Annotated in this window: 18 protein-coding genes and 1 pseudogene; 11 read left to right on the top strand and 8 right to left on the bottom strand. The window is 61.4% G+C overall.

Annotated elements, in window-relative coordinates; genetic code table 11:
• Nucleotides 1-381 precede the first annotated feature (381 nt).
• Entirely contained in the window at nucleotides 382-1,641 is a 1,260-nt protein-coding gene (gene otnK, locus BQ8794_RS13690; protein WP_077378200.1) for a 3-oxo-tetronate kinase, read from the top strand.
• A complete protein-coding gene (gene otnC, locus BQ8794_RS13685) occupies nucleotides 1,638-2,285 on the top strand; it encodes a 3-oxo-tetronate 4-phosphate decarboxylase (RefSeq protein WP_077378197.1) in 648 nt (215 codons plus the stop codon). The genes otnK and otnC overlap by 4 nt, the downstream gene beginning before the upstream one ends.
• A 106-nt stretch (nucleotides 2,286-2,391) precedes the next feature.
• On the opposite strand, the gene BQ8794_RS13680 is transcribed toward otnC, so the two are convergent.
• The 3 genes from BQ8794_RS13680 to BQ8794_RS13670 are packed head-to-tail and all read right to left on the bottom strand — an operon-like array spanning nucleotide 2,392 to nucleotide 5,254.
• Nucleotides 2,392-3,090, bottom strand: coding sequence for a beta/alpha barrel domain-containing protein (locus BQ8794_RS13680; RefSeq protein ID WP_077378194.1), 699 nt, complete (start codon nucleotides 3,088-3,090; stop codon nucleotides 2,392-2,394).
• On the bottom strand, nucleotides 3,087-4,100 hold the full coding sequence (gene pdxA, locus BQ8794_RS13675; RefSeq protein WP_077378191.1) for a 4-hydroxythreonine-4-phosphate dehydrogenase PdxA: 1,014 nt from the start codon (nucleotides 4,098-4,100) through the stop codon (nucleotides 3,087-3,089). Before pdxA ends, BQ8794_RS13680 begins: the two co-directional genes overlap by 4 nt.
• Nucleotides 4,097-5,254: a four-carbon acid sugar kinase family protein gene (locus BQ8794_RS13670; protein ID WP_077378188.1), complete on the bottom strand. Its 1,158-nt coding sequence runs from the start codon at nucleotides 5,252-5,254 to the stop codon at nucleotides 4,097-4,099. The genes pdxA and BQ8794_RS13670 overlap by 4 nt, the downstream gene beginning before the upstream one ends.
• 75 nt (nucleotides 5,255-5,329) lie before the next feature.
• On the opposite strand from BQ8794_RS13670, the gene BQ8794_RS13665 reads away from it, so the two are divergent.
• From BQ8794_RS13665 to BQ8794_RS13650, 4 genes are all read left to right on the top strand, one after another.
• Nucleotides 5,330-6,226: a LysR substrate-binding domain-containing protein gene (locus BQ8794_RS13665; protein WP_077378185.1), complete on the top strand. Its 897-nt coding sequence runs from the start codon at nucleotides 5,330-5,332 to the stop codon at nucleotides 6,224-6,226.
• A 193-nt stretch (nucleotides 6,227-6,419) separates the two neighbouring features.
• Entirely contained in the window at nucleotides 6,420-7,088 is a 669-nt protein-coding gene (locus BQ8794_RS13660) for a haloacid dehalogenase type II (protein ID WP_077378182.1), read from the top strand.
• Between the two features lie 161 nt (nucleotides 7,089-7,249).
• The gene (locus tag BQ8794_RS13655) at nucleotides 7,250-8,416 is read left to right on the top strand and encodes a phosphotransferase enzyme family protein (RefSeq protein WP_244554940.1); all 1,167 of its coding nucleotides are present in this window, start codon (nucleotides 7,250-7,252) and stop codon (nucleotides 8,414-8,416) included.
• Nucleotides 8,417-8,500: 84 nt separating this feature from the next.
• Nucleotides 8,501-9,829, top strand: coding sequence for an aspartate aminotransferase family protein (locus BQ8794_RS13650; RefSeq protein WP_077378179.1), 1,329 nt, complete (start codon nucleotides 8,501-8,503; stop codon nucleotides 9,827-9,829).
• Between the two features lie 93 nt (nucleotides 9,830-9,922).
• Here the strand turns inward: BQ8794_RS13650 and BQ8794_RS13645 are convergent.
• Nucleotides 9,923-10,471, bottom strand: a pseudogene (locus tag BQ8794_RS13645) (NAD(P)/FAD-dependent oxidoreductase); the annotation flags it as partial.
• Nucleotides 10,472-11,017: 546 nt separating this feature from the next.
• Here BQ8794_RS13645 and BQ8794_RS13640 point away from each other — a divergent pair.
• The 4 genes from BQ8794_RS13640 to BQ8794_RS13625 all read left to right on the top strand — a co-directional run bounded on the left by BQ8794_RS13640 (nucleotide 11,018) and on the right by BQ8794_RS13625 (nucleotide 14,837).
• Nucleotides 11,018-11,971: a sugar ABC transporter substrate-binding protein gene (locus BQ8794_RS13640; RefSeq protein WP_077378394.1), complete on the top strand. Its 954-nt coding sequence runs from the start codon at nucleotides 11,018-11,020 to the stop codon at nucleotides 11,969-11,971.
• An 81-nt stretch (nucleotides 11,972-12,052) separates the two neighbouring features.
• A complete protein-coding gene (locus BQ8794_RS13635; protein WP_077378176.1) occupies nucleotides 12,053-13,165 on the top strand; it encodes an ABC transporter permease in 1,113 nt (370 codons plus the stop codon).
• A complete protein-coding gene (locus tag BQ8794_RS13630; protein ID WP_077378173.1) occupies nucleotides 13,165-13,944 on the top strand; it encodes an ATP-binding cassette domain-containing protein in 780 nt (259 codons plus the stop codon). Before BQ8794_RS13635 ends, BQ8794_RS13630 begins: the two co-directional genes overlap by 1 nt.
• Before the next feature lie 53 nt (nucleotides 13,945-13,997).
• Nucleotides 13,998-14,837: an intradiol ring-cleavage dioxygenase gene (locus BQ8794_RS13625; RefSeq protein WP_077378171.1), complete on the top strand. Its 840-nt coding sequence runs from the start codon at nucleotides 13,998-14,000 to the stop codon at nucleotides 14,835-14,837.
• 273 nt (nucleotides 14,838-15,110) lie between these two features.
• On the opposite strand, the gene BQ8794_RS13620 is transcribed toward BQ8794_RS13625, so the two are convergent.
• Nucleotides 15,111-15,458, bottom strand: coding sequence for an EthD domain-containing protein (locus BQ8794_RS13620; protein WP_077378167.1), 348 nt, complete (start codon nucleotides 15,456-15,458; stop codon nucleotides 15,111-15,113).
• Nucleotides 15,459-15,644: 186 nt separating this feature from the next.
• On the opposite strand from BQ8794_RS13620, the gene BQ8794_RS13615 reads away from it, so the two are divergent.
• Nucleotides 15,645-16,199, top strand: coding sequence for a TetR/AcrR family transcriptional regulator (locus tag BQ8794_RS13615; RefSeq protein WP_210189835.1), 555 nt, complete (start codon nucleotides 15,645-15,647; stop codon nucleotides 16,197-16,199).
• Nucleotides 16,200-16,215: 16 nt separating this feature from the next.
• On the opposite strand, the gene BQ8794_RS13610 is transcribed toward BQ8794_RS13615, so the two are convergent.
• The 3 genes from BQ8794_RS13610 to BQ8794_RS13600 all read right to left on the bottom strand — a co-directional run bounded on the left by BQ8794_RS13610 (nucleotide 16,216) and on the right by BQ8794_RS13600 (nucleotide 18,883).
• Complete coding sequence (locus tag BQ8794_RS13610; protein ID WP_077378164.1) at nucleotides 16,216-16,422, bottom strand: hypothetical protein; 207 nt, start codon at nucleotides 16,420-16,422, stop codon at nucleotides 16,216-16,218.
• Between the two features lie 143 nt (nucleotides 16,423-16,565).
• Nucleotides 16,566-17,666 carry a 2,3-butanediol dehydrogenase gene (locus BQ8794_RS13605; RefSeq protein ID WP_077378161.1) on the bottom strand — a complete coding sequence of 367 codons (1,101 nt, stop codon included), beginning with the start codon at nucleotides 17,664-17,666 and terminating at the stop codon, nucleotides 16,566-16,568.
• Nucleotides 17,663-18,883, bottom strand: coding sequence for an MFS transporter (locus tag BQ8794_RS13600; protein ID WP_210189834.1), 1,221 nt, complete (start codon nucleotides 18,881-18,883; stop codon nucleotides 17,663-17,665). Before BQ8794_RS13600 ends, BQ8794_RS13605 begins: the two co-directional genes overlap by 4 nt.

The raw sequence follows: 18,883 nt of genomic DNA, 5'->3' as shown, positions 1-18,883 counted from the left end.
GTTTCATCGCTGCTGATGTGGTGGATTAAAGGGGACATGGGACCGCCGCAATCAATGACAGGCAGTATCGACGACCGGTGCCGCAGAATGCACTGACTGCAGCGGCATTTCGCTATTTTGCACCAAATATCGCCGGCATCCGGCGAGAGTCCAGATTGCGAGCAAACGAAATCGGCTGTCAGGCCCGTCTCATGGCAGGCCAGGAGGCGGCCGGCTATCAAGGGATTTTGGCTCCTGCGCAGCTTGCGACGCCCCCAGATTTCCTGCGGTTTCCGCCGCAAGGAAGGCTGATTGTTGCGGGAGCCCATGCCTCGGCAGCACTTCATGGCGCCGTAGCGGAGCTACACTTCATCCTGACCGGCCAAGAGGGAGAATTGTTTCATGTTGCTCGGGGCAATCGCAGACGATTTGACGGGCGCAACCGATCTTGCCCTCATGCTGTCGCGAGGAGGCATGCGCACCCTGCAGACGATCGGCACGCCGCCTCCGGGTTTCAATTTCGGAGGCGCTGACGCCGTCGTCGTCGCGCTGAAGTCCAGAACCGTCGCCGCCGATCTGGCCGTCGCGGATACACTGAAAGCAGCGGCTGCGCTGCAAGCAGGCGGCGCGAAGCAGCTTTTCTTCAAATACTGCTCAACCTTCGATTCGACGCCCGCCGGCAACATCGGTCCCGTGATCGAGGCCCTGCTCAATACGTTGGACGTCCCATTCGCCATCGCCTGCCCTTCGTTCCCCGCGAACGGACGCTCCCTGTACAAGGGGCACCTCTTCGTCGGGGACAGCCTGCTGTCCGAAAGCCCGATGAGGGATCACCCCCTCACTCCGATGACGGACGCGAACATCGTGCGGGTTCTTCAACGGCAGACCGACCTGAAGGTAGGGCTGATCGGTCACGAAACCGTCAGCCGTGGGGCTAGCGCCGTCGAAGCCGGTTTTGCTGGCGCCACCCGGGACGGCGTCCGCATAGCGGTTGTCGACGCCATCGACGACACGGACCTGCGCACCATCGGTCGCGCGGCCCGGTCGTTGCAGCTGATTACCGGCGGATCCGGCATCGCCCTCGGTTTGCCGGAGAACTTCGGCTTCCAACCGAAGTCTCCCATGCAAGGCCGGTACGCCGCGCCACATGGGCGAACCGTCGTCATCGCGGGGTCGTGCTCCGCAGCAACCCGCCGCCAGATCGCCGTCGCCAGGGAGGCTGGAATTCCACTGAAAAAGCTCGACGTCCTGGCGATGGCGCAGGGAAAGCTGGATGCAAACCAGATTGCCAGCTGGGCCTGCGATCAGCACCCGGACGCTACCCCGCTGATCTATTCGAGCGCAGAACCGGCGGATGTGCGTGCGGCACAGGATGAACTCGGCCGCGAACGGGCGGGAACGATCGTCGAGGAGGTCCTTGCAGCAACGGCATCGCGTCTGGAAACGAGGGGTTTCTCCCGCTTCATCGTCGCCGGCGGTGAGACGTCGGGCGCCGTCGCTGCCGCATTGCAAATCCCGGCCGTAGAGATAGGACCCGAGATCGATCCCGGTGTGCCATGGACAAGGAGCCTTGGGCGGGACCGTCCTGTCGCGCTTGCTTTGAAGTCCGGGAATTTCGGCGCTGACGATTTCTTTCTCAAAGCTCGGGATTTGCTCCTTTGACCGCCGTCCTTTCCGAAGAAACGAAATTGCGCGACCAGATTTGCGAGGTTTCCGCCTCGCTTTTCGAGCGCTGCCTCACGGCAGGCTCCACCGGCAATATCAGCGCCCGCCTGTCGGACGGCTCCATCCTGACGACGCCGACCAACGCCTCGCTTGGCAGGCTGGATCCCGCGGGCTTGTCGCTGCTGTCGCCAGATGGCACGCATCTCAAGGGAGACAAGCCGACCAAGGAGGCGTTCCTGCACCGCTGCATGTACTGCGCGCGGCCAGGCGACAGCGCGGTCATCCACACGCATTCGATCCATTGTGTTGCTTTAAGCGTTCTCGAAGGAACCAATCACGAGGATGTGCTGCCGCCACTGACAGCCTATTACGTCATGCGGGTCGGTACCCTGCCTCTTGTTCCCTACTATCCTCCCGGCGACGAGATGTTGGGCGAAGCCGTTGGTCAAGCGGCGAAATCGCATCACGCGCTGCTTCTTGCCAATCATGGCCCCGTCGTCTCCGGCAGGACTTTGCACGAGGCGCAATATGCCCTTGAGGAACTGGAAGAAACAGCAAAGCTCTTTCTTCTGCTGGGGGACAGGCCCGTAAAATGCCTCAGCCCCGAGGCGGTCACAGATTTGCGGCGCCGATTTGAATAACGTCCGTTGTGAGCGCGGCCGAAGCGGATAATCCCACGAGTCGCTGATGTTGCCTCTAAGGAAGCTCCGCCGTGCTGAGTTCAATTTGTGATTATTTTGACCAGGACTAACCTCCCACGCTCTCTTGATGTCCTTCGAGGCACGCCGAGATCGCCCGCAGCTGGAATTCCAGCGCGGGGCTCTCCGCCGGGAACCGGCCGTCCAGCGCGGAGGTACCGACGGTAAACCCCGCTGCGCCACTGTTGCGAATAGTGTTGATCTGATCCGGCCGGTCCACCGATCCCGCGACGATAACGGGCTTGGGCACGGCCCGGCACACAGCGTCGATCAGAGACGGCACATTGCCTGCCGAACGGTAGGCGAGAAGGTCGAGACCGGCGACACCGGGATGGCTGGCGAGCGCGACGGCGCTTTTGACGATCTCGGCCTCCGATCCTTCGAGAATGCTCGGGTGCCCGACGATGCGACCCGGAAACGGATAGTAGCGGATGGGCGTCCCTTCCAGCAGCGGCAGCACGTCTTCGGCATGGGTGCCACCGAGAAGAAAGTCGACGCCGAGGTCGATCGCCGCCTTGACCGAACGGATCTCGCTGTCGCGGTCGAGCGATACGACTTCGAGATAGGTGCTGGCTCCACCCTCGCGGATCTGGCGGGCGAGGCCGGCAAGCGCATCGAACGGCAGGCCGATGTCCTTGAAGCCGATGTGGCGGATTCCGGCCCCGAGCGCCGTTTCGGCGTGGACGGCGGCATCGGTCACGGTGCGGTCGTTGCGTGTCAGCATGAAGATGAAGTCGAATTGTGTCATGGGGTGTCGGCTTTCTGGTTCGGGAGGGAGGCCTTCAGCCTAAGGGCGTAGTCGAAGGCGGTCTCAAGGCTGGAGGGGTCGGCAACGCCGGACCCCGCGATGTCGAAGGCGGTGCCGTGATCGGGGCTGGTGCGCACGAATGGCAGGCCCAGCGTGATGTTCACGCCATGGTCGAGGCCCATATATTTGACCGGGATGAGACCCTGGTCGTGATACTGGGCGACCACGATGTCGAAACGGCCCTTACGGGCCTGCATGAACACGGTGTCGCCTGGCCATGGGCCGGAGGCGTCGATGCCTTCGGCACGGGCCGCCTCGATCGCCGGCCGGATGATGCGGATTTCCTCGTCTCCGAAGAGACCGCCTTCGCCGGCATGCGGGTTGAGGCCGGCGACGGCGACGCGCGGATGGGTGATGCCGAGCGCCTGCGCACCGGCATGGGCCAAGCGGATCGCGTCCATCTGCGCCGCGAAATCGCCTTTGCGGATCGCCTCGGACAGCGAACAATGGATGGTAACAAGAACCGTGCGAATGTCCTCGTTCGCCAGCATCATGGCGACCTTGTGAGCCCCGCCATGATCGGCCAGGATTTCGGTGTGGCCGGGATAGTGCAGACCGGCTGCTGCGAGGGCCTCCTTGTGAATCGGCGCCGTTACGATGCCGCCCACCCAACCGTCCCGCGCCAGTCCGATCGCGACAACGATGGCGTCGAACGCCGCGCGTCCACTGACGGCCGAAACCTGGCTGACCGGTGGCAGGGCGGAAAGCTGCGAGGAGCAAAGCACGTTGAGGGTTCCGTCATCGAGCACGGTCTCATCGACGGAAGCGATCGGCCGAACCCGCACATCAGCATCGAGTGCGCAAAGGGCGTGGGTCATCACCAGCGGATCACCGACGACGATCCAGTGTCGCTTGTCCGGTCGACGGAGGTACATTCTTGCGATGATCTCGGGACCGATGCCGGAGGGATCACCCATGGTCACGGCGAGAGGAGCGTCATGGGCGGTCATGAATCAGAGCCTTTCAGGAAGCGGTTTGCCAGCAGGTCGCGGGCGGCATCAAGGAGTGCAGAGGGTGAGCCGAAGCCTCCGGCCTTCATGGCGATGGTAAGCGGCGTTCCGTCCGCCCGTTCGGCGCGGCCGATCGGAAAGCCGGGCTCCAGTTCGCGGGTGAGACAGAAACGGCTGATGCCGAGGCGGTCGAGGATCGCCGCCATCGTCTCGCCGCCGGTGGCGATCAGTGCGTCATAGTCGCGCCGGGCGACCGCTGCGGCTGCTTGTCCGGCGAGGTTCGTCATCACCGCGCTGGCATTCTCCTGCCGTTGCAGCGGTGCCCGAAGACAAATCACACGGGTGTCGCCGGGAGCGTCGGCCAGGTCGCTGACGACGGGAACGCCTCGTACACGCAAGGTCTCGCATTGGACGCGCGTCACCGGATTGGTGCTTCCTGCGACGATCACCACCCGCCCAGCGGCTTTGCCCGTTACCGGGCGTTCATCCGGCACGGCAGGGACCAGCGATGCCAGCGCGATGGCGAGACCGGGAGAGCCCACCCAAAGAACAGTCTCAGGATCGGGGATGCTGGCGACCTGCCGGTTCAGTACCTCCTGGCTGTCGGCGTCGAGGATCAGAATGGACCCTTTCGTCGCCGCATCGCCGGAACTGTCTGGGGCGAGAATGATCGGTATCCCCAGGGACGGGTCGATCAGATCGGCTATGTGCGAGGTGCCTGCGGGATGGACTGGATCACGGCCGTAGACGCTTTGACTCACGAGGATGCCGTTCACCGTCTGGATCCCGCCGACGGTGAGCCGCCCCGCTTCGGGAAAGGCTGGAGCGATGACAAGCCTGCTCCGGCCGCTGGCGCGAAAGGCGGCGGCGACTTCCTCGCGGATATGGCCGCGCAGGGTCGAATCGATCGTTTTGAACAGAAGGCGGGCATTCGAGAGGGCCGACACAGCGTCGGCCGTAGCCCTTGTCGCCTGCCAGATGTCGGAGGCGCGGCTATTGGTATCGATCGAAGCGATAGCTCCATTCTCCGCGCCGTCGACCTGTCGCTTGATCACAGGTGCGTAGCCTCTCGCGAGAAAGGCCGCCGCGCCGTCGGTAGCGCTGGTCAGATCGTCGGCGATTATCCCGACCTGGAAAGATGTGTTCCGCTTCATGTCGGTGATAATAGCCGAACGATCGGCAACGATTATCCATATGATCTGACGATTAGTAGTGATATGTGATCACCAATGAAGCGATCTGACGTGCCTTCTTTGGACGATCTGCGTGCCTTCCAAACAGTGGCGCGTCTGGGATCTGTGCGTGCTGCGGCCACCGAACTCGCTCTGACGCATGGTGCAGTCAGCCGCCGCGTCTCCAAACTGGCCGCCGATCTTGGTCTGCGTTTGCTCGAAGCGGACGGGCGAGGGGTGCGTCTGACCTCCGATGGCGCGAAGCTGGCGGAGGCAACCGGCAAAGCGTTCCATTTAATCACTGATGCCTTGGCAGAAATCAGATCCAGCTCGACGCCCATTCCGATCATCCTGTCCTGCGAGCGCTCGCTGGCGATGCGCTGGCTGATCCCCCGCTTGTCTGGGTTTCAGGATCGATACCCGGATGTCGAGGTGCATCTGTCAACCGGCGGCGGAGGGCTCGACTTCGCGCGTGACCGGGTGACGCTTGCGATCCGCCGACTCGATTTTCTGGTGGACCCGGAATGGACCATCATCAGGCTGATGCCGGAGCGGGTTGGTCCGGTCATGCTGCCATCCCTGCGCAAGCGGTTCGAGAGTGGCGACTATGTGGCGCTCGGATCACGGACGCGACCGGATGCATGGGAAGCGTGGTTGGACGCGCACATGGATGCGCCGCGTCCTCGAACGACCCGATTGCTGGATCATCATTTCCTGATGGCAGAAGCCGCCTTGGGTGGTCTTGGCGTTGCTCTTGCCCCCCAGGCGATTGCAGCGGATGACGTCGCGAATGGGCGATTGGAAGCACCACTCGGCTTTGATCGCGACGGGACGGACTACGGCCTGATCCATCCGAAGTCGGTCATTGTTTCAACCGGCCTCGCCGCATTGCGCGATTGGCTGACCGCAGAGTCCGAGAGATCATTCAAGCGGCAGGTGCTTGAGAACAGCTAAACTAAGAAAATAAGTTCGCCTTTGCGCCCGTATCGGCTCAGGCGGGGGCGAAAGAGACAGCACTGCGAAAGGGCGTGCTGGTTTGGCGGTCGACCGGAGGGCCTTCTGCTGAATGACCATGCATTGCGGCACATTCTGCCAAACGCCTGCGATTATGCTCGGCTGATAGGGCAGATTGACAGGAACCAAGTACATGGATCGCTTCCGGCCGAAATACGTGACTTTTGATTGCCACGGCACGCTCATCAATTTCCAAATGGCGGAAGCCGCCAGGGACCTGTTCGGTCATCTTCTGGATGGGCCGCGCATGGACGAATTCATCAGGAACTTCCAGGGCTACCGCCTCGACGAGGTGCTGCAGGACTGGAAGCCTTATGCAGATGTCGTTCACAACGCACTGGAACGCACCTGCCGCCGCAACAGCGTCGCGTTTCGTGCCGAAGACGCCGAAACGATCTACAACCGCATCCCGACCTGGGGGCCGCATCCGGACGTTCCCGAGGGATTGGCCAAACTGGCCAAGGAAATTCCCTTGGTCACCCTGACGAACTCCATGGTGGCCCAGATTCCGTCGAACGTGGCAAAGCTTGGCGCGCCCTTTCATGCCGTCTTGACCGCTGAAGAGGCGGGTGCCTACAAGCCGCACTTCAAGGCGTTCGAATACATGTTCGACATGCTGGGTTGCGGCCCGGAGGATATCACGCATGTGTCCTCGTCTTTCCGCCACGACCTGATGTCTGCCTATGATCTGGGGATCAAGAGCAAGGTCTGGGTCAATCGCGGCCACGAGCCGGCCAATCCCTTTTACGAATACACCGAAATCCGCGATGTGACGCAGCTGCCGGGCGTATTCGGACTCTAAGAGCGAGGATGGGCCGGGCCTTGCAGGGTAGGGCGCATATTTTTGCGAGAGCCAGCGGCGCCGTCTCAACTGCGAGAAATAGAACTGCGGGCGCCGTCGCTGGAGCGCTCCATCTGTCGAAGCATGAAGAACAACCGTCCCAACAGGCGAGGTCTTTCGAATTGGGTGCTTATGGTGATCTGGTCCCCGATGAAGAAGCTGGTCAGCCCGATGGCTCTATGACGGCAGGACGCGACCGTCTGGCTTACGCGGCAGCTTCGACCGAAGCCTATTTTCGCGCTGCCGCCGCAAGCCTGGCGATGCGGCCGGGCGCATCCGAACCCGACATGTCGGCGGCACTGCTGAAGCGCCACTACGGACTGACGGGATCGATCGCGACATTGTCCTCCGAGGTTGAGCGCACCGTTGAGGTCAACCTGTCGGACGGCCGCCGGTTGATCCTGAAGACGTCGACAACACCGGAGGCGGTCGACAGCTTTCGTTTTCAAACCGCCGCCATGGCCGGATTGCAAGGGGCCACCGGCTTCGTTGCACCCGAAGTGCTCTGCACGACCAGCGGCGCCTTGATGTTTGAGCAAGAGGGGATGTTTGAGCAAGAGGGGATGTTCGAGCAAGAGGGGACATGCGGGTACTTGCAGACCCGGATCGAGGGCATTCCGCTGCACCAGGCGACGCCAACTCCAGACCTGCTTTTTCGAACCGGCAGTGCTCTTGCCCGGCTGGACCTGGCTCTTGAACTGGTCAGTGCGCCCGCGGCTCACCGTCCCGTTCTTTGGCATGTCGGTTGCTGGTCGAGGTTGATGGAACTGGAGCAATACCTGCCATCCGGGAGCGTTGCCGATAGCGTACGCGTCGCGATGTCGGAGTATGCGGAGTTCGTTGAGCCACAAATCCCTGACGTGGCGTGGCAGGTAACTCATAATGATCCCAGCCCGTTCAACATGATGGTGACAGGCCAGGGAATGGGTTTCATCGATTTCGGCGATGGCTGCTGGAGCCCCAGGATCCAGGACCTGGCGATCGCAGCAAGTCACGTCGTACGGGATTCGACCCTTCCTTTGGGTGGAGCCGAGCACCTTATTGCCGGCTACGCCTCTGTCATTGCACTTTCGGCACTGGAAGCAAGACTGCTCGTCGGACTGATGCGGGCGCGACAAAGCGCGTTGATCCTGGTCAACTACTGGCGATCCCACCTTTTTCCGGCCGATGCCCAATATATCAAAAAGAATGTCGCGCGTGCCGAGCACGGCCTTTCCATCCTGGCGCCTCTTGGTGTCGCATCGGGCGAGGAGGCAGTCCTGGCGGCAATGTCGTCGTATCGGCCGTAACGCATTCGGTTCGCTCGACCGGCACGCTAACCAAAAGACGAACCGCGAATTGATCAAGGTACTCTTTCAGATAGGCAGCAGCACATGTCCACAGATCTCATGCCTAATCGCTACAGGCCCGGCGAATCCGACCTTCCGAGGCGCGAGTCCGAGCTGATTGCTCGCCGTGACGAAGTACTTGGGGGCTCCTATCGGCTCCAGTACCGCCGGCCCGTGCACTTCGTTCGCGGCGAAGGCATGTGGCTCTACGACCCCGACGGGCGTGCCTATCTTGATTTCTACAACAACGTGCCGTCGCTCGGCCATTGCCACCCCGAAGTAAACGCCGCAATGGCTGAGCAGGCGGGCCGGATAAGCGCCAACACGCGCTATCTCGAGCCAAAACTTGTCGACTATGCCGAGCGACTGGTCGACACTTTCCCAAGCGAGCTCGACCGGGTGGTTTTTACGTGCACGGGGAGCGAATCCAACGATCTGGCCCTGCGTATCGCGCGATTTGCGAGCGGCAACGAAGGCGTGATCGTCTCAAGCTACGCCTATCACGGCACCAGCGCGGCAGTCGCCGCGGTTTCCCCGAACCTGGGCGACGCCATCAAGCTCAGCCCATTCGTGCGCATGGTTTCCCTGCCGGGGCCGGCGGGTGTGCTGGAATCACAAGCTGCGGACTTTTTCGAGGCGCAAGTACGCGCGGCCATTGTTGATCTGAACCGTCGTGGCATCGGCGTTGCGGCCCTGCTCATCGACAGTATTTTCTCCAGCGATGGCGTATGGGTCGATCCTCCTGGCTTCATTGCCAGAGGAGTTGCGGCGGTGCGAGAGGCAGGTGGTCTCGTCATCGCCGACGAAGTTCAGCCCGGTTTTGGGCGAACCGGCGCTCATATGTGGGGCTTTGAACGGCACGGGATCGTTCCCGATCTCGCTACCCTCGGCAAGCCGATGGGCAATGGATTTCCCATTGGCGCGGTCGTCGGTCGCAAAGCGCCGATGGAGCAATTTGGCGCCACAGCTCGCTACTCGAACACGTTCGCCGGAAATACGGTTGGCATAGCGACCGCGGACGCCGTGCTGGCGATCCTGCAGCGCGACCAGATCCCCCAGAAAGCGCTTGCCATGAGCCAGCGCCTCCGAGCCGGGCTGGAGAAAATCGCGCAGCAGCCATATGGAGTTCGTGCTATCCGAAACGCCGGTCTGTTCTTTGGCATCGACATCGGACTTGATGGCGCCCCGGCGGCAAGCCGGCGGGCGATGGCGCTGGATGTGGTGAACGCAATGCGCGACGACGGCGTCCTAATCAGCACGACGGGGGCCAACGAGGATTCGCTTAAAGTGCGCCCGCCGCTCGTTTGCCAGGCCGAGCATGTCGACCTCTTCCTTGCAGCCATCGAGCGGGCGCTCATCAAGGTCGCAGGCTAGACCGCATGCCTGCGACCAGGTGGCCAGGTCCTAGTTCAACGCGTGCCGAGATGGCGGTGTCGGGTCGGCCGCTTTGGGGGCCTGTCGGCGGGATCAGGCAAGCATATCCTTCAGCCGATAATAGGTGCCCACCATTGGCAGGAACCACGGCTTGCCCGTATGCAGCGGGACGGCATTCCAGTCCATGCCGCCGATTGGATTGGTATCCGTGCGGCCCATTGCAATATCCGCCAGGACATTTCCGATCAGCGTCGAGAGCTGCGCGCCATGTCCTGAATAGCCCATGCCGTAGATCAGGCCATCGGCGGTGCCGGCGCGCGGAAAGCGGTCTTGGGTGCAGCCGACGAGACCGCCCCAGCAATAGTCGATTTCGACATCGGCCAGTTGCGGGAACACATCGAGCATCTGCTTGCGCAAAAGCTCGCCGGAACGCACGTCTGTCTTCTGGTTCGAGGCAGCCGAGAACTTCGCGCGCCCGCCGAACAAGAGTCGGTTGTCCGGGGTCAACCGGAAGTAGTTGGCGATGTTGAGCGAGTTCGTGTAGTTCCGATTGCCGGGCAGGGTCGCCTCGACCTCCTCGGGGGTAAGCGGGCGCGTCACGACGATGAAAGATGCAATCGGCATCATCCGTCGCCGATAGTACACCATGCCGGTTCTGCGACGCTGCTCCGAAACCTGGCGCTGCGAGAGTTGGTGCAGCTTGCCATCGATCTCCCGATATCCTTGAAGGACTCCGCTCAAGCGAACCCGGCCAGCGGAGATCACCTCGAGCTGGTTGATACAGCGCAGCAGAGTGGATTTTCCCGATCCGGACGAAGCCTTCGAGGGAGGGCTGTCCGCGTCAATAGAGCACTCCGCTCCCATCTCTGGGGGCTTGGGCTTAGATGTGGCTTAGATGCGAAGATCATCGTCGCCTTTGGTTTGTCGCCGCGAGCCTGGCTAGTCTCATTGTGAAAGGCGACGTCGCGTCCATGGCCCAATTCATGCCGACTTTGCCTTGGTCGTGATGCGGACGGCGTTCTGCCGGCAATTATTGCGTGATCTGCAATAGTGTTTTGTGCCGGCCCCAGTTCATCCCACGACAAGATAGCTGCATAAATCCCACGCTGGCGGTTGAGGGGGACCGTGGCGCAAGGCGGAGAACCCAATTGCGCCAGTAGAGCGACAGTCACCAACATGGAGGAGCAGATGAAAAACCTATCGTTTAAGGCGATGCTGTTGACGAGTCTCGCCGCAACAGCCGCAATGGGCGTCGTACAGTCAGCAAGCGCTGCCGACGAGAAATACGTCCTTATCCACCATTCGCCTGACAGCGAGACGTTCTGGAACACCGTCAAGAACGGCGCCAGCTTGGCTGCAGAGGAAGTCGGTGCAACCGTCACGTTCCGCAATCCGCCGTCCGGCGACTTGGCGGACATGGTGCGCATTATCCAGCAGACGACCGCCGAGAAGCCAGACGGGATCATCGTTACGATCCCCGATCTCGAAACAGTGGGCGGCGCAATCGCGGACGCGGTTGCCCAAGGTATCCCTGTCGTGACGATGAACACGGGCACGGCAGAGGAATCCAAAAAACTCGGTGCTCTGCTCCACGTCGGTCAGCCTGAATATGAAGCCGGCAAGGGCGCCGGTGAACGAGCAAAAGCCGAAGGCATGAAGTCGTTCCTCTGCGTGAACAGCTTGTTCCCCAATGTGGCGGGGCAGCAGCGCTGTGAAGGCTTCGCGGAAGGTCTGGGCGTGCCTCTGGGCGAGCAGATGATCGATTCCGGTACCGACGCAGCGGAAATCGCCAACCGAGTGAAGGCTTACCTTTCGAGCCATCAGGATACGGGCGCCGTTTTGACCCTCGGCCCCATGACGGCGATTCCGACGATCAAAGCGCTGAAAGACAATGGGATGGCGGGCGACATCTACTTCGCGACCTTCGATCTCAATCCCGACATTTCGCAGGCGATCAAAGATGGCGTCATCAACTTCGCCATCGACCAGCAGCCTTTCCTGCAGGGCTACCTGCCGGTCATCACGCTGACCAATGATCTCCGCTATGGCGTGCTGCAGGCCAATTCGGTGCTTTCGGGGCCAGGGTTCGTCACGAAGGACAACCTTACTCTCGTCGAGTCGCTGGCCGGCAAGTACCGGTAAGCGCCTCGCCTCCCGGGGGGCGGAAGCGACCTGCGCTTCCGCCCTTCCTTTCTTACAGATCCCTTTTGCGGGCAAGATCAGATGACGTCCACAACTAGCACCGACGATCGCCTCAAGCGGAACTCACTCCTGCGTCGAGCGCTCGTTCGCCCGGAGCTTGGAGCAATTGGCGGCACGGCAGCCGTGTTCGCTTTCTTCCTCATTCTCGCCGGCGGCACCCAGATGTTCGCCCTGGACGGTGTCATTAACTGGAGCACCGTTTCGGCGCAGTTCATCGTGCTGGCCGTGGGCGTGTCGCTGCTGATGATCGCAGGCGAGTTCGATCTGTCGCTCGGGTCCATGGCGGGCTTTTCCGGCATGGTGTTCGGATTGCTGGTCATCCACGTTGGCATTCCAGTCTGGGTAGCGATCCTGCTGACCTTTGTAGTCTGTGCCTTGATTGGCACCATCAACGGCGTACTCGTCATTCGCACGGGTCTTCCGTCTTTTGTCGTGACGCTGGCCTTCATGTTCATCCTTCGCGGCGCGACGATCTGGAGTGCGATCACCTTCAACAAACAGCCGGTCGTATCGGGTATCGGTGATGCGGCAGCGGGCGACCCCATCGCCTGGCTCTTCGGAGGTAAAGCGTTCACAGGCCTGTTCACATGGCTGGGTCAGCAGGGCATCATCGAAACGTACACCCGAGGTACGCGGGCAGGGCAACCGATCGTCGATGGCATTCCCATGCTGATACTTTGGGCCATCGGCCTGGTGATCGTCGGGCAGTGGGTTCTGACCCGTACCAAGTTCGGCAACTGGATTTACGCTGCCGGCGGTGACCCGCAGGCTGCCCGCAACGTCGGGGTTCCCGTGGCTCGAGTGAAGGTACTGATGTTTATCGTTGCCGCAATATGCGCAGCGCTCCTCGGCATCTCCCAAGCGATCGAGTTCGGGTCGGCTGCGTCCGATCGCGGCATTATGAAGGAATTCGAGGCGATCATTTGTGTCGTCATCGGTGGTGCGCTGCTGACCGGTGGCTATGGGTCTGTGGTGGGTGCCGCTCTGGGTGCCGTTATTTTCGGTGTGGTCCAGCAGGGTCTGTTCTTCACCAACGTCGAGAGCTCACTCTTCCGAGTGTTCCTTGGCACAATCCTTCTCGGCGCAGTTGTGGCCAACACGTACATCCGCCGCTCAATCACTGGAGAGAGGTGATGACCACGCCAATCCTGGAAATGATCAACATCCAGAAGCACTTTGGCCGCATCATCGCCCTGTCCGGCGTGTCGTTCAGCGTCATGCCGGGTGAATGTCACTGCCTGCTCGGTGACAACGGCGCCGGTAAGTCGACGTTCATCAAGACGATGTCGGGAGCCCACACCCCGACTGGTGGCGAGATGAGGATAGCGGGCGACACCGTTCATTTCACAAGCCCTCGCGAGGCGCTCGCTGCCGGTATCGCCACCGTCTATCAGGACCTTGCCATGATCCCGCTGATGAGCGTCAGCCGGAATTTCTGGCTCGGCCGCGAGCCAGAGGCCGGCTTCGGACCCTTACGCTGGCTGGATTTCAAGAAGGCCGATGCCATCACACTCGAGCAGATGAAGCAAATGGGTATCAATTTGCGAGAGCCGGGTCAGGCGGTGGGCACTCTGTCGGGAGGCGAGCGACAGACCGTCGCGATCGCGCGTGCCGTCTATTTCGGCGCCAAGGTACTCATTCTCGATGAGCCGACCTCGGCGCTTGGGGTGCGCCAGACCGCCAATGTGCTGACGACAATCGACCGGGTACGCAAGAAGGGCATCGGCGTCGTGTTCATCACCCACAATGTCCGGCACGCGATGGCGGTCGGAGACCGGTTTACCGTTCTCAACCGCGGCAAGACGCTTGGCACGGCCGATCGTGGGCATATCTCATCAGAAGAACTGCAAAGTTTGATGGCCGGTGGGCAGGAACTCGCCCAGCTCGAAGCGTCGCTCGGAAAAACGATCTAGGGATCGCGTCGGAGGGCGGCCCGAATTGGGAGCCCGTCCGAGAGGAGGTCGAATTGTCAAAGTACCTTAATGAACAGAACTCGGTCGAAACGGTCCTCGCGAGGATGGGCGATGGAACGAATGCTCGTCTTCGTACCGTTATGGAGTCGCTGATCAATCACCTCCATGGTTTCATTCGCGATGTCGAACTTACCGAGGCAGAGTGGGAGATTGCAATCGCGTTTCTGACCCGTACTGGGCAGATGTGCAGCGACACGCGGCAGGAATTTATCCTGCTTTCGGACGTGCTCGGTGTTTCGATGCTGGTGGACGCGATCAACCATCGGCGTCCCACCGGTGCCACGGAGAACACGGTGTTTGGACCATTCCACGTCGACGGGTCGCCCGAACGGCAGATGGGTGACAACATCAACCTCGATGGCAAAGGTGAGCTTTGTCTTTACGAGGGCCGCGTCCTCGACCTTGACGGCAATCCAATCGACAACGCCTATGTCGACGTTTGGTCAGACAACGACGAAGGCTTCTACGACGTTCAGCAGCCTGACATACAGCCGCCGTTCAACAACCGTGGCATCTTCAGAGCTGGCGTTGACGGTCGATACAGCTTTGTCGGGATCAAGCCGACTTCTTACCCCATTCCAAATGACGGACCCGTGGGGCAAATGCTCGAACAGCTCGAACGTCATCCTTTCCGCCCTGCGCACGTGCATTTCCTGGTTGGCGCGAACGGCTACGATCGCCTCTGCACACACATCTTCGTCGCGGGAGACCCGTACCTGGAGTCGGATTCCGTGTTTGGGGTGAAGGACATGTTGATTGTCGCCTTCGAGCCGCTCGTCGACGCGACGACCAAGTGGAAAGCTAAGTTCGACTTCGTCCTGAAGCGACTGTAGAACCCTCGCTCGCGGCTTAGTTCAAAGGGCACAGTCGCGCGGCGGCGTCGGCGACCGCAGGTCCGGCAGCTAAACGCCTAGGCTCAGCACTCATTGATTGATCCAGAAGATGAAGGTGGCGGCGATTGCGTGGCCCAGGCCGCGAGACAGTTCACGTGAAGCGACGTCGGGGCTGCAGCGAGACGCTTGTTGATCCCATCGCGCGATTGCCAGCCACCGCCCCGGGCTCGGAAAGAGGCAACAGTGGCTCAGACCGCCCGTTGTTCTCGCAGATCAGGCCTTGAAGTCGACCTTCTCCTCCGAAAACATCACCAGCGTTTTGGAAACGTCGAGGAAGTTCGGATCGTCCTTCATCACGACGTTCGCCCAACCGTCCGATCCCATGACCCGGCCGACCGCGGCCATGTCAGGAAACCAGGCTTCGGCGACGCCATCAAAGGGGGCTGGCGTCACGGGACCGGGCACGGCGCCAATATTGTGCTGCTGCACGTAGCGGATGGCGTTCTCGGTGATCTCTGGCACAGTCTTCACCAGCGGCCAGTGGATGTTCATCCAGTAGTCGCTGAACTCCTCAAACGAGAGGTCCGGGCGGCGCGTCAGGAACAGACTCAGCTTGATCATCGACTCATCCTCGTGGCGTCAGGGTCATCGCAGCTTCGGGCTACAATATTGGAGCATCCGCTCCTATAATAGAAGTAGGAGGAAGCGGGAGCTTGATCAAGAGGTTTTGGAGCGATGGCGACAAAAATAGAGGAAGAGCCCCGGCGCGGTCCGGGCCGACCAAGATCCTTCGATCGTAAGGCCGCGTTGCAGCGAGCGCTGCATCTGTTCTGGGAGCGGGGCTATGAAGGTACGTCCTTTGACGACCTCATCGCGACGATGAGGCTAAGCCCGTCAAGCTTCTACAACAGCTTCGGCAGCAAGGAGCAGCTCTATCGCGAAGCGGTGGAGGCGTATCTCGCGACGTCAGGCGAATTGTTTCGAGGCGTGCTCTCCGAGGAGACCGATACGAAATCCGCCTTCCGCAACCTCCTGGAGGCGGCCGCGCGGGAATTCTCGAGCGCCGATCATCCCAGCGGCTGCATGATCTCGCTGGCCGGCACGCATGTGGCTCCCAGTCTCGCAGGCTTGCGCGCGACGATGACAGGTCACCGCAGGAACGCTCAGGAGGCGATGGCGGCAAGACTCCGCAAGGGTATTGAAGAGGGGGATGTTTCGGCCGCGACCGATGTCGATGCCCTCGCAGCCTACTACAGCGCGCTGTCGCGCGGCTTGGCGGTCCAGGCGCGTGACGGCGCGACGCTCGACCGCCTTCTTCAGATCGTGAGCATTGCGATGAACGCGTGGCCCGTCAGCCCGTAGGGCTGACGGTACCTTCTCAGCTCTGAGCGTGAACAGGGCTCGGCAACAAGAAGCCGGCGCGAACAGCGCTCATCGTCGCGGTGCCGTTGCGTTCATCGAACCGCTGCTGAGCCTCCCGCCAAAATTGCCTGTGCTCGATCTTGCTCATGCAAAGGCGCGTTCCGCGACCGATGAACTCAACAAGGGCCGCGAGGCGGCGGCGGCTACTGCCGATATCATCCATTGGCGCCGATCTAACGCGTGAGATCTAAACCGCGCTGCGGGATGTACGGGGCGATGAGGGCGCGGTCGCTTGCAAGCGCCGCTAAGTACTTCCATCGAGAATAAAGCCTTTGCTAGAAGCTATCCCCTTTGCTTGCCCCGAGATCACCGGGGTAATTCCATTCGAAGGTGTTCGACGGAGCCCAGCTCGACCAAGATCTTCATTTTGGTCCCGCTCGGATCCAGCAACGGCTTGAATCCCTTCTCGACAATGTCGTCTAAGGCGATCGTGTCATCGATTAGGCGTTCGGCAGGCAAACGGCCGCTTTCGATCATTGCGTAAACCCGCGGCCATAGTGTCGTCGGGTAGCAGAGCGACCCCTGCAGTCGAATATCGCGCGTAATCAGGTCAAAAGGTGAGAACTCAGCCTTGGCGTTGGTGAGGCCGACCAGTACCACCGTTGCCTGCGAGCGCACAGACTTGATGCAGTCGGCAATGGCTCGCGGGTTGCCCGCGCACTCGACAGCTGAATCGCATCCGAGGCGCTCGAATGTGTGCTCTCGAATGAAGTCTGCAAGCGGCGTCTTGGCAGGGTCGATCGTGATGACCGAAATGCCCAACGACTCGATGCGCTTGCGGCGGGCCGCATTGGGTTCGCTGAGGAAGATCTTGCCGGCGCCAGCAGCGTCGGCGGCCATGACCGTAAGCGCCCCGATCGGGCCGCCACCAGTGATCAGGATCGATCCGCCCGGTTCAAGCCCGCTGCGGTCAACTGCTGTCACCGCGACAGCCGCCGGCTCCACCATCGCTCCCTGTTCAAAAGTCAGGGTGTCAGGCATTTTGAGGGTCGCGGAGGCCTTCATGACCGCGAAATCCGCAAACCCGCCCCAATTCCATGTCAGGCCAGTCGCGGCCCCGCGGGTGCCAAGGAAATGCAGGCCGCGGACGCCGAAGTAACCATCGGCCGGGCCCATGTGCGGCTGGATCGCCACGCGGTCTCCCAGCTTCAGGTGGGACACGTCGCTCCCAACGGCCGCGATTTCACCGCTGAACTCGTGGCCGAGAATCTGCGGAATTGAGGCCCCTGAGAAAGGGTTGGGCTGAGAAGATATGAAGTGGGGTCCGTCGGCAAACTCGTGCAGATCGGTGCCGCAAATGCCGCACAACCTGTTGCGGACAAGAACTTCGTCCGGCTGCAGGTGGACCGGATCCGGAAGTTCCTCAACTCGGACGTCGCCTTTGGCGTAGAAGCGCGCAGCTCTCACTTTCGAACTCCTTTTGAACGTGGCGGCGTTTGTAGCGCCTGAAAAGTCAGATGCAGTGTCAGGGCGACCAGGGGGCCTGAAGCGCCTGCAATCATAGCGCCATGCCAACCACAGTTCTCAATCGCCCAGACGCCGACGCTGGCGCCAGCCGCCCCACCGACGAAGAAGGCTGCCATGAAGAGGCCGTTGAGGCGAGCCCGTTCGTTAGGGTGAGCGGAAAAGAGCTCGCGTTGGCTCATCACCAGGGACACGGGGACGGCGCCGTCGAGAAGGAGGGCACCAACCAGAAGGGCCGCCAGCCCAACCACGCCACCCGATCCACCCCAGCCGGCAACGATCCAGGACAGGACGCCGGCGCTGAGGGAGAGCGTCATTCCCAAGGTGATCGCTCCGCGGTCAGCTACCCTCCCGGCCAGAGGTGACATCATCGCGCCGGCCGCTCCCGCTAGCGCCACAAGTGCGATCTGAACTTGGTCGAGGCTGTATGGCGGCCTGCTCAGAAGCAGGGGCAGGGCCGTCCAGAAGAGGGTGTAGGAATAGAACATCAAGAATTGGTAGGCGGCCCGACGCTGAAGCAGGCGGTTGCCCAGAGCGAGGGAACCCATGGATTTCAGCATGGCTCCGTAGCGAAGCTTGCTTTCCGGCTGTCGCGCCGGCATCCGAGCGAGGATCAGCATAGCGGCGCCCAGGCTGATGGCGGCAGAGACGAAGAAGACCGACCGCCAGCCAAGGGGTCCGGTGATCAGGCTCGACACAGGCCGAGACAACATGATGCCGGTCAGGATGCCGGCCATCACCCGCCCAACCATCAAGCCTTGGCGCTTCGGGTCGGAAAGCGCGGCCGCATAGGGAAGCAGGATCTGGACGGACACTGACCCGACGCCGATACCGAAGCACGCGATTAGGAAGAGCGTCGGCGAGGTTGTCAGTGCCATTGTGATCGAGGCGGCGAAGCCGACGACGAGCACTGCCAAGGCCAGGCGGCGGTTCTCGAGCGCGTCAGCGAGCGGCACCAAAAGGAGCAAGCCAAGGCAATAGCCGAGCTGGGCAAGGGTCACAATGATACCAGCACGTTCGGGAGCGAGCCCAAGCGTGCCGGCAATCTCCCCGACGATAGGCTGTGCGAAATAGAGGTTCGCGACGATGGCGCCGCAAACGCAGGCGACCGCGAACTCGAAGCCAGCCGGCAGCCGATCATTGGGGACGGAGACATTCAC

This window comes from Mesorhizobium prunaredense (assembly GCF_900156895.1).
Lineage (GTDB): Bacteria > Pseudomonadota > Alphaproteobacteria > Rhizobiales > Rhizobiaceae > Mesorhizobium > Mesorhizobium prunaredense.
This window is presented reverse-complemented; position numbering and strand designations above follow the sequence as displayed.

Excerpts from the sequence above, each read along its gene's own strand:
- BQ8794_RS13670 (WP_077378188.1), bottom strand. The coding sequence starts at position 5,254 with ATGAAGCGGAACACATCTTTCCAGGTCGGGATAATCGCCGACGATCTG.
- BQ8794_RS13630 (WP_077378173.1), top strand. The coding sequence starts at position 13,165 with ATGACCACGCCAATCCTGGAAATGATCAACATCCAGAAGCACTTTGGC.
- BQ8794_RS13650 (WP_077378179.1), top strand. The coding sequence starts at position 8,501 with ATGTCCACAGATCTCATGCCTAATCGCTACAGGCCCGGCGAATCCGAC.
- pdxA (WP_077378191.1), bottom strand. The coding sequence starts at position 4,100 with ATGACCGCCCATGACGCTCCTCTCGCCGTGACCATGGGTGATCCCTCC.
- otnK (WP_077378200.1), top strand. The coding sequence starts at position 382 with ATGTTGCTCGGGGCAATCGCAGACGATTTGACGGGCGCAACCGATCTT.
- BQ8794_RS13665 (WP_077378185.1), top strand. The coding sequence starts at position 5,330 with ATGAAGCGATCTGACGTGCCTTCTTTGGACGATCTGCGTGCCTTCCAA.
- BQ8794_RS13610 (WP_077378164.1), bottom strand. The coding sequence starts at position 16,422 with ATGGATGATATCGGCAGTAGCCGCCGCCGCCTCGCGGCCCTTGTTGAG.
- BQ8794_RS13640 (WP_077378394.1), top strand. The coding sequence starts at position 11,018 with ATGAAAAACCTATCGTTTAAGGCGATGCTGTTGACGAGTCTCGCCGCA.
- BQ8794_RS13660 (WP_077378182.1), top strand. The coding sequence starts at position 6,420 with ATGGATCGCTTCCGGCCGAAATACGTGACTTTTGATTGCCACGGCACG.
- BQ8794_RS13680 (WP_077378194.1), bottom strand. The coding sequence starts at position 3,090 with ATGACACAATTCGACTTCATCTTCATGCTGACACGCAACGACCGCACC.
- BQ8794_RS13620 (WP_077378167.1), bottom strand. The coding sequence starts at position 15,458 with ATGATCAAGCTGAGTCTGTTCCTGACGCGCCGCCCGGACCTCTCGTTT.
- BQ8794_RS13635 (WP_077378176.1), top strand. The coding sequence starts at position 12,053 with ATGACGTCCACAACTAGCACCGACGATCGCCTCAAGCGGAACTCACTC.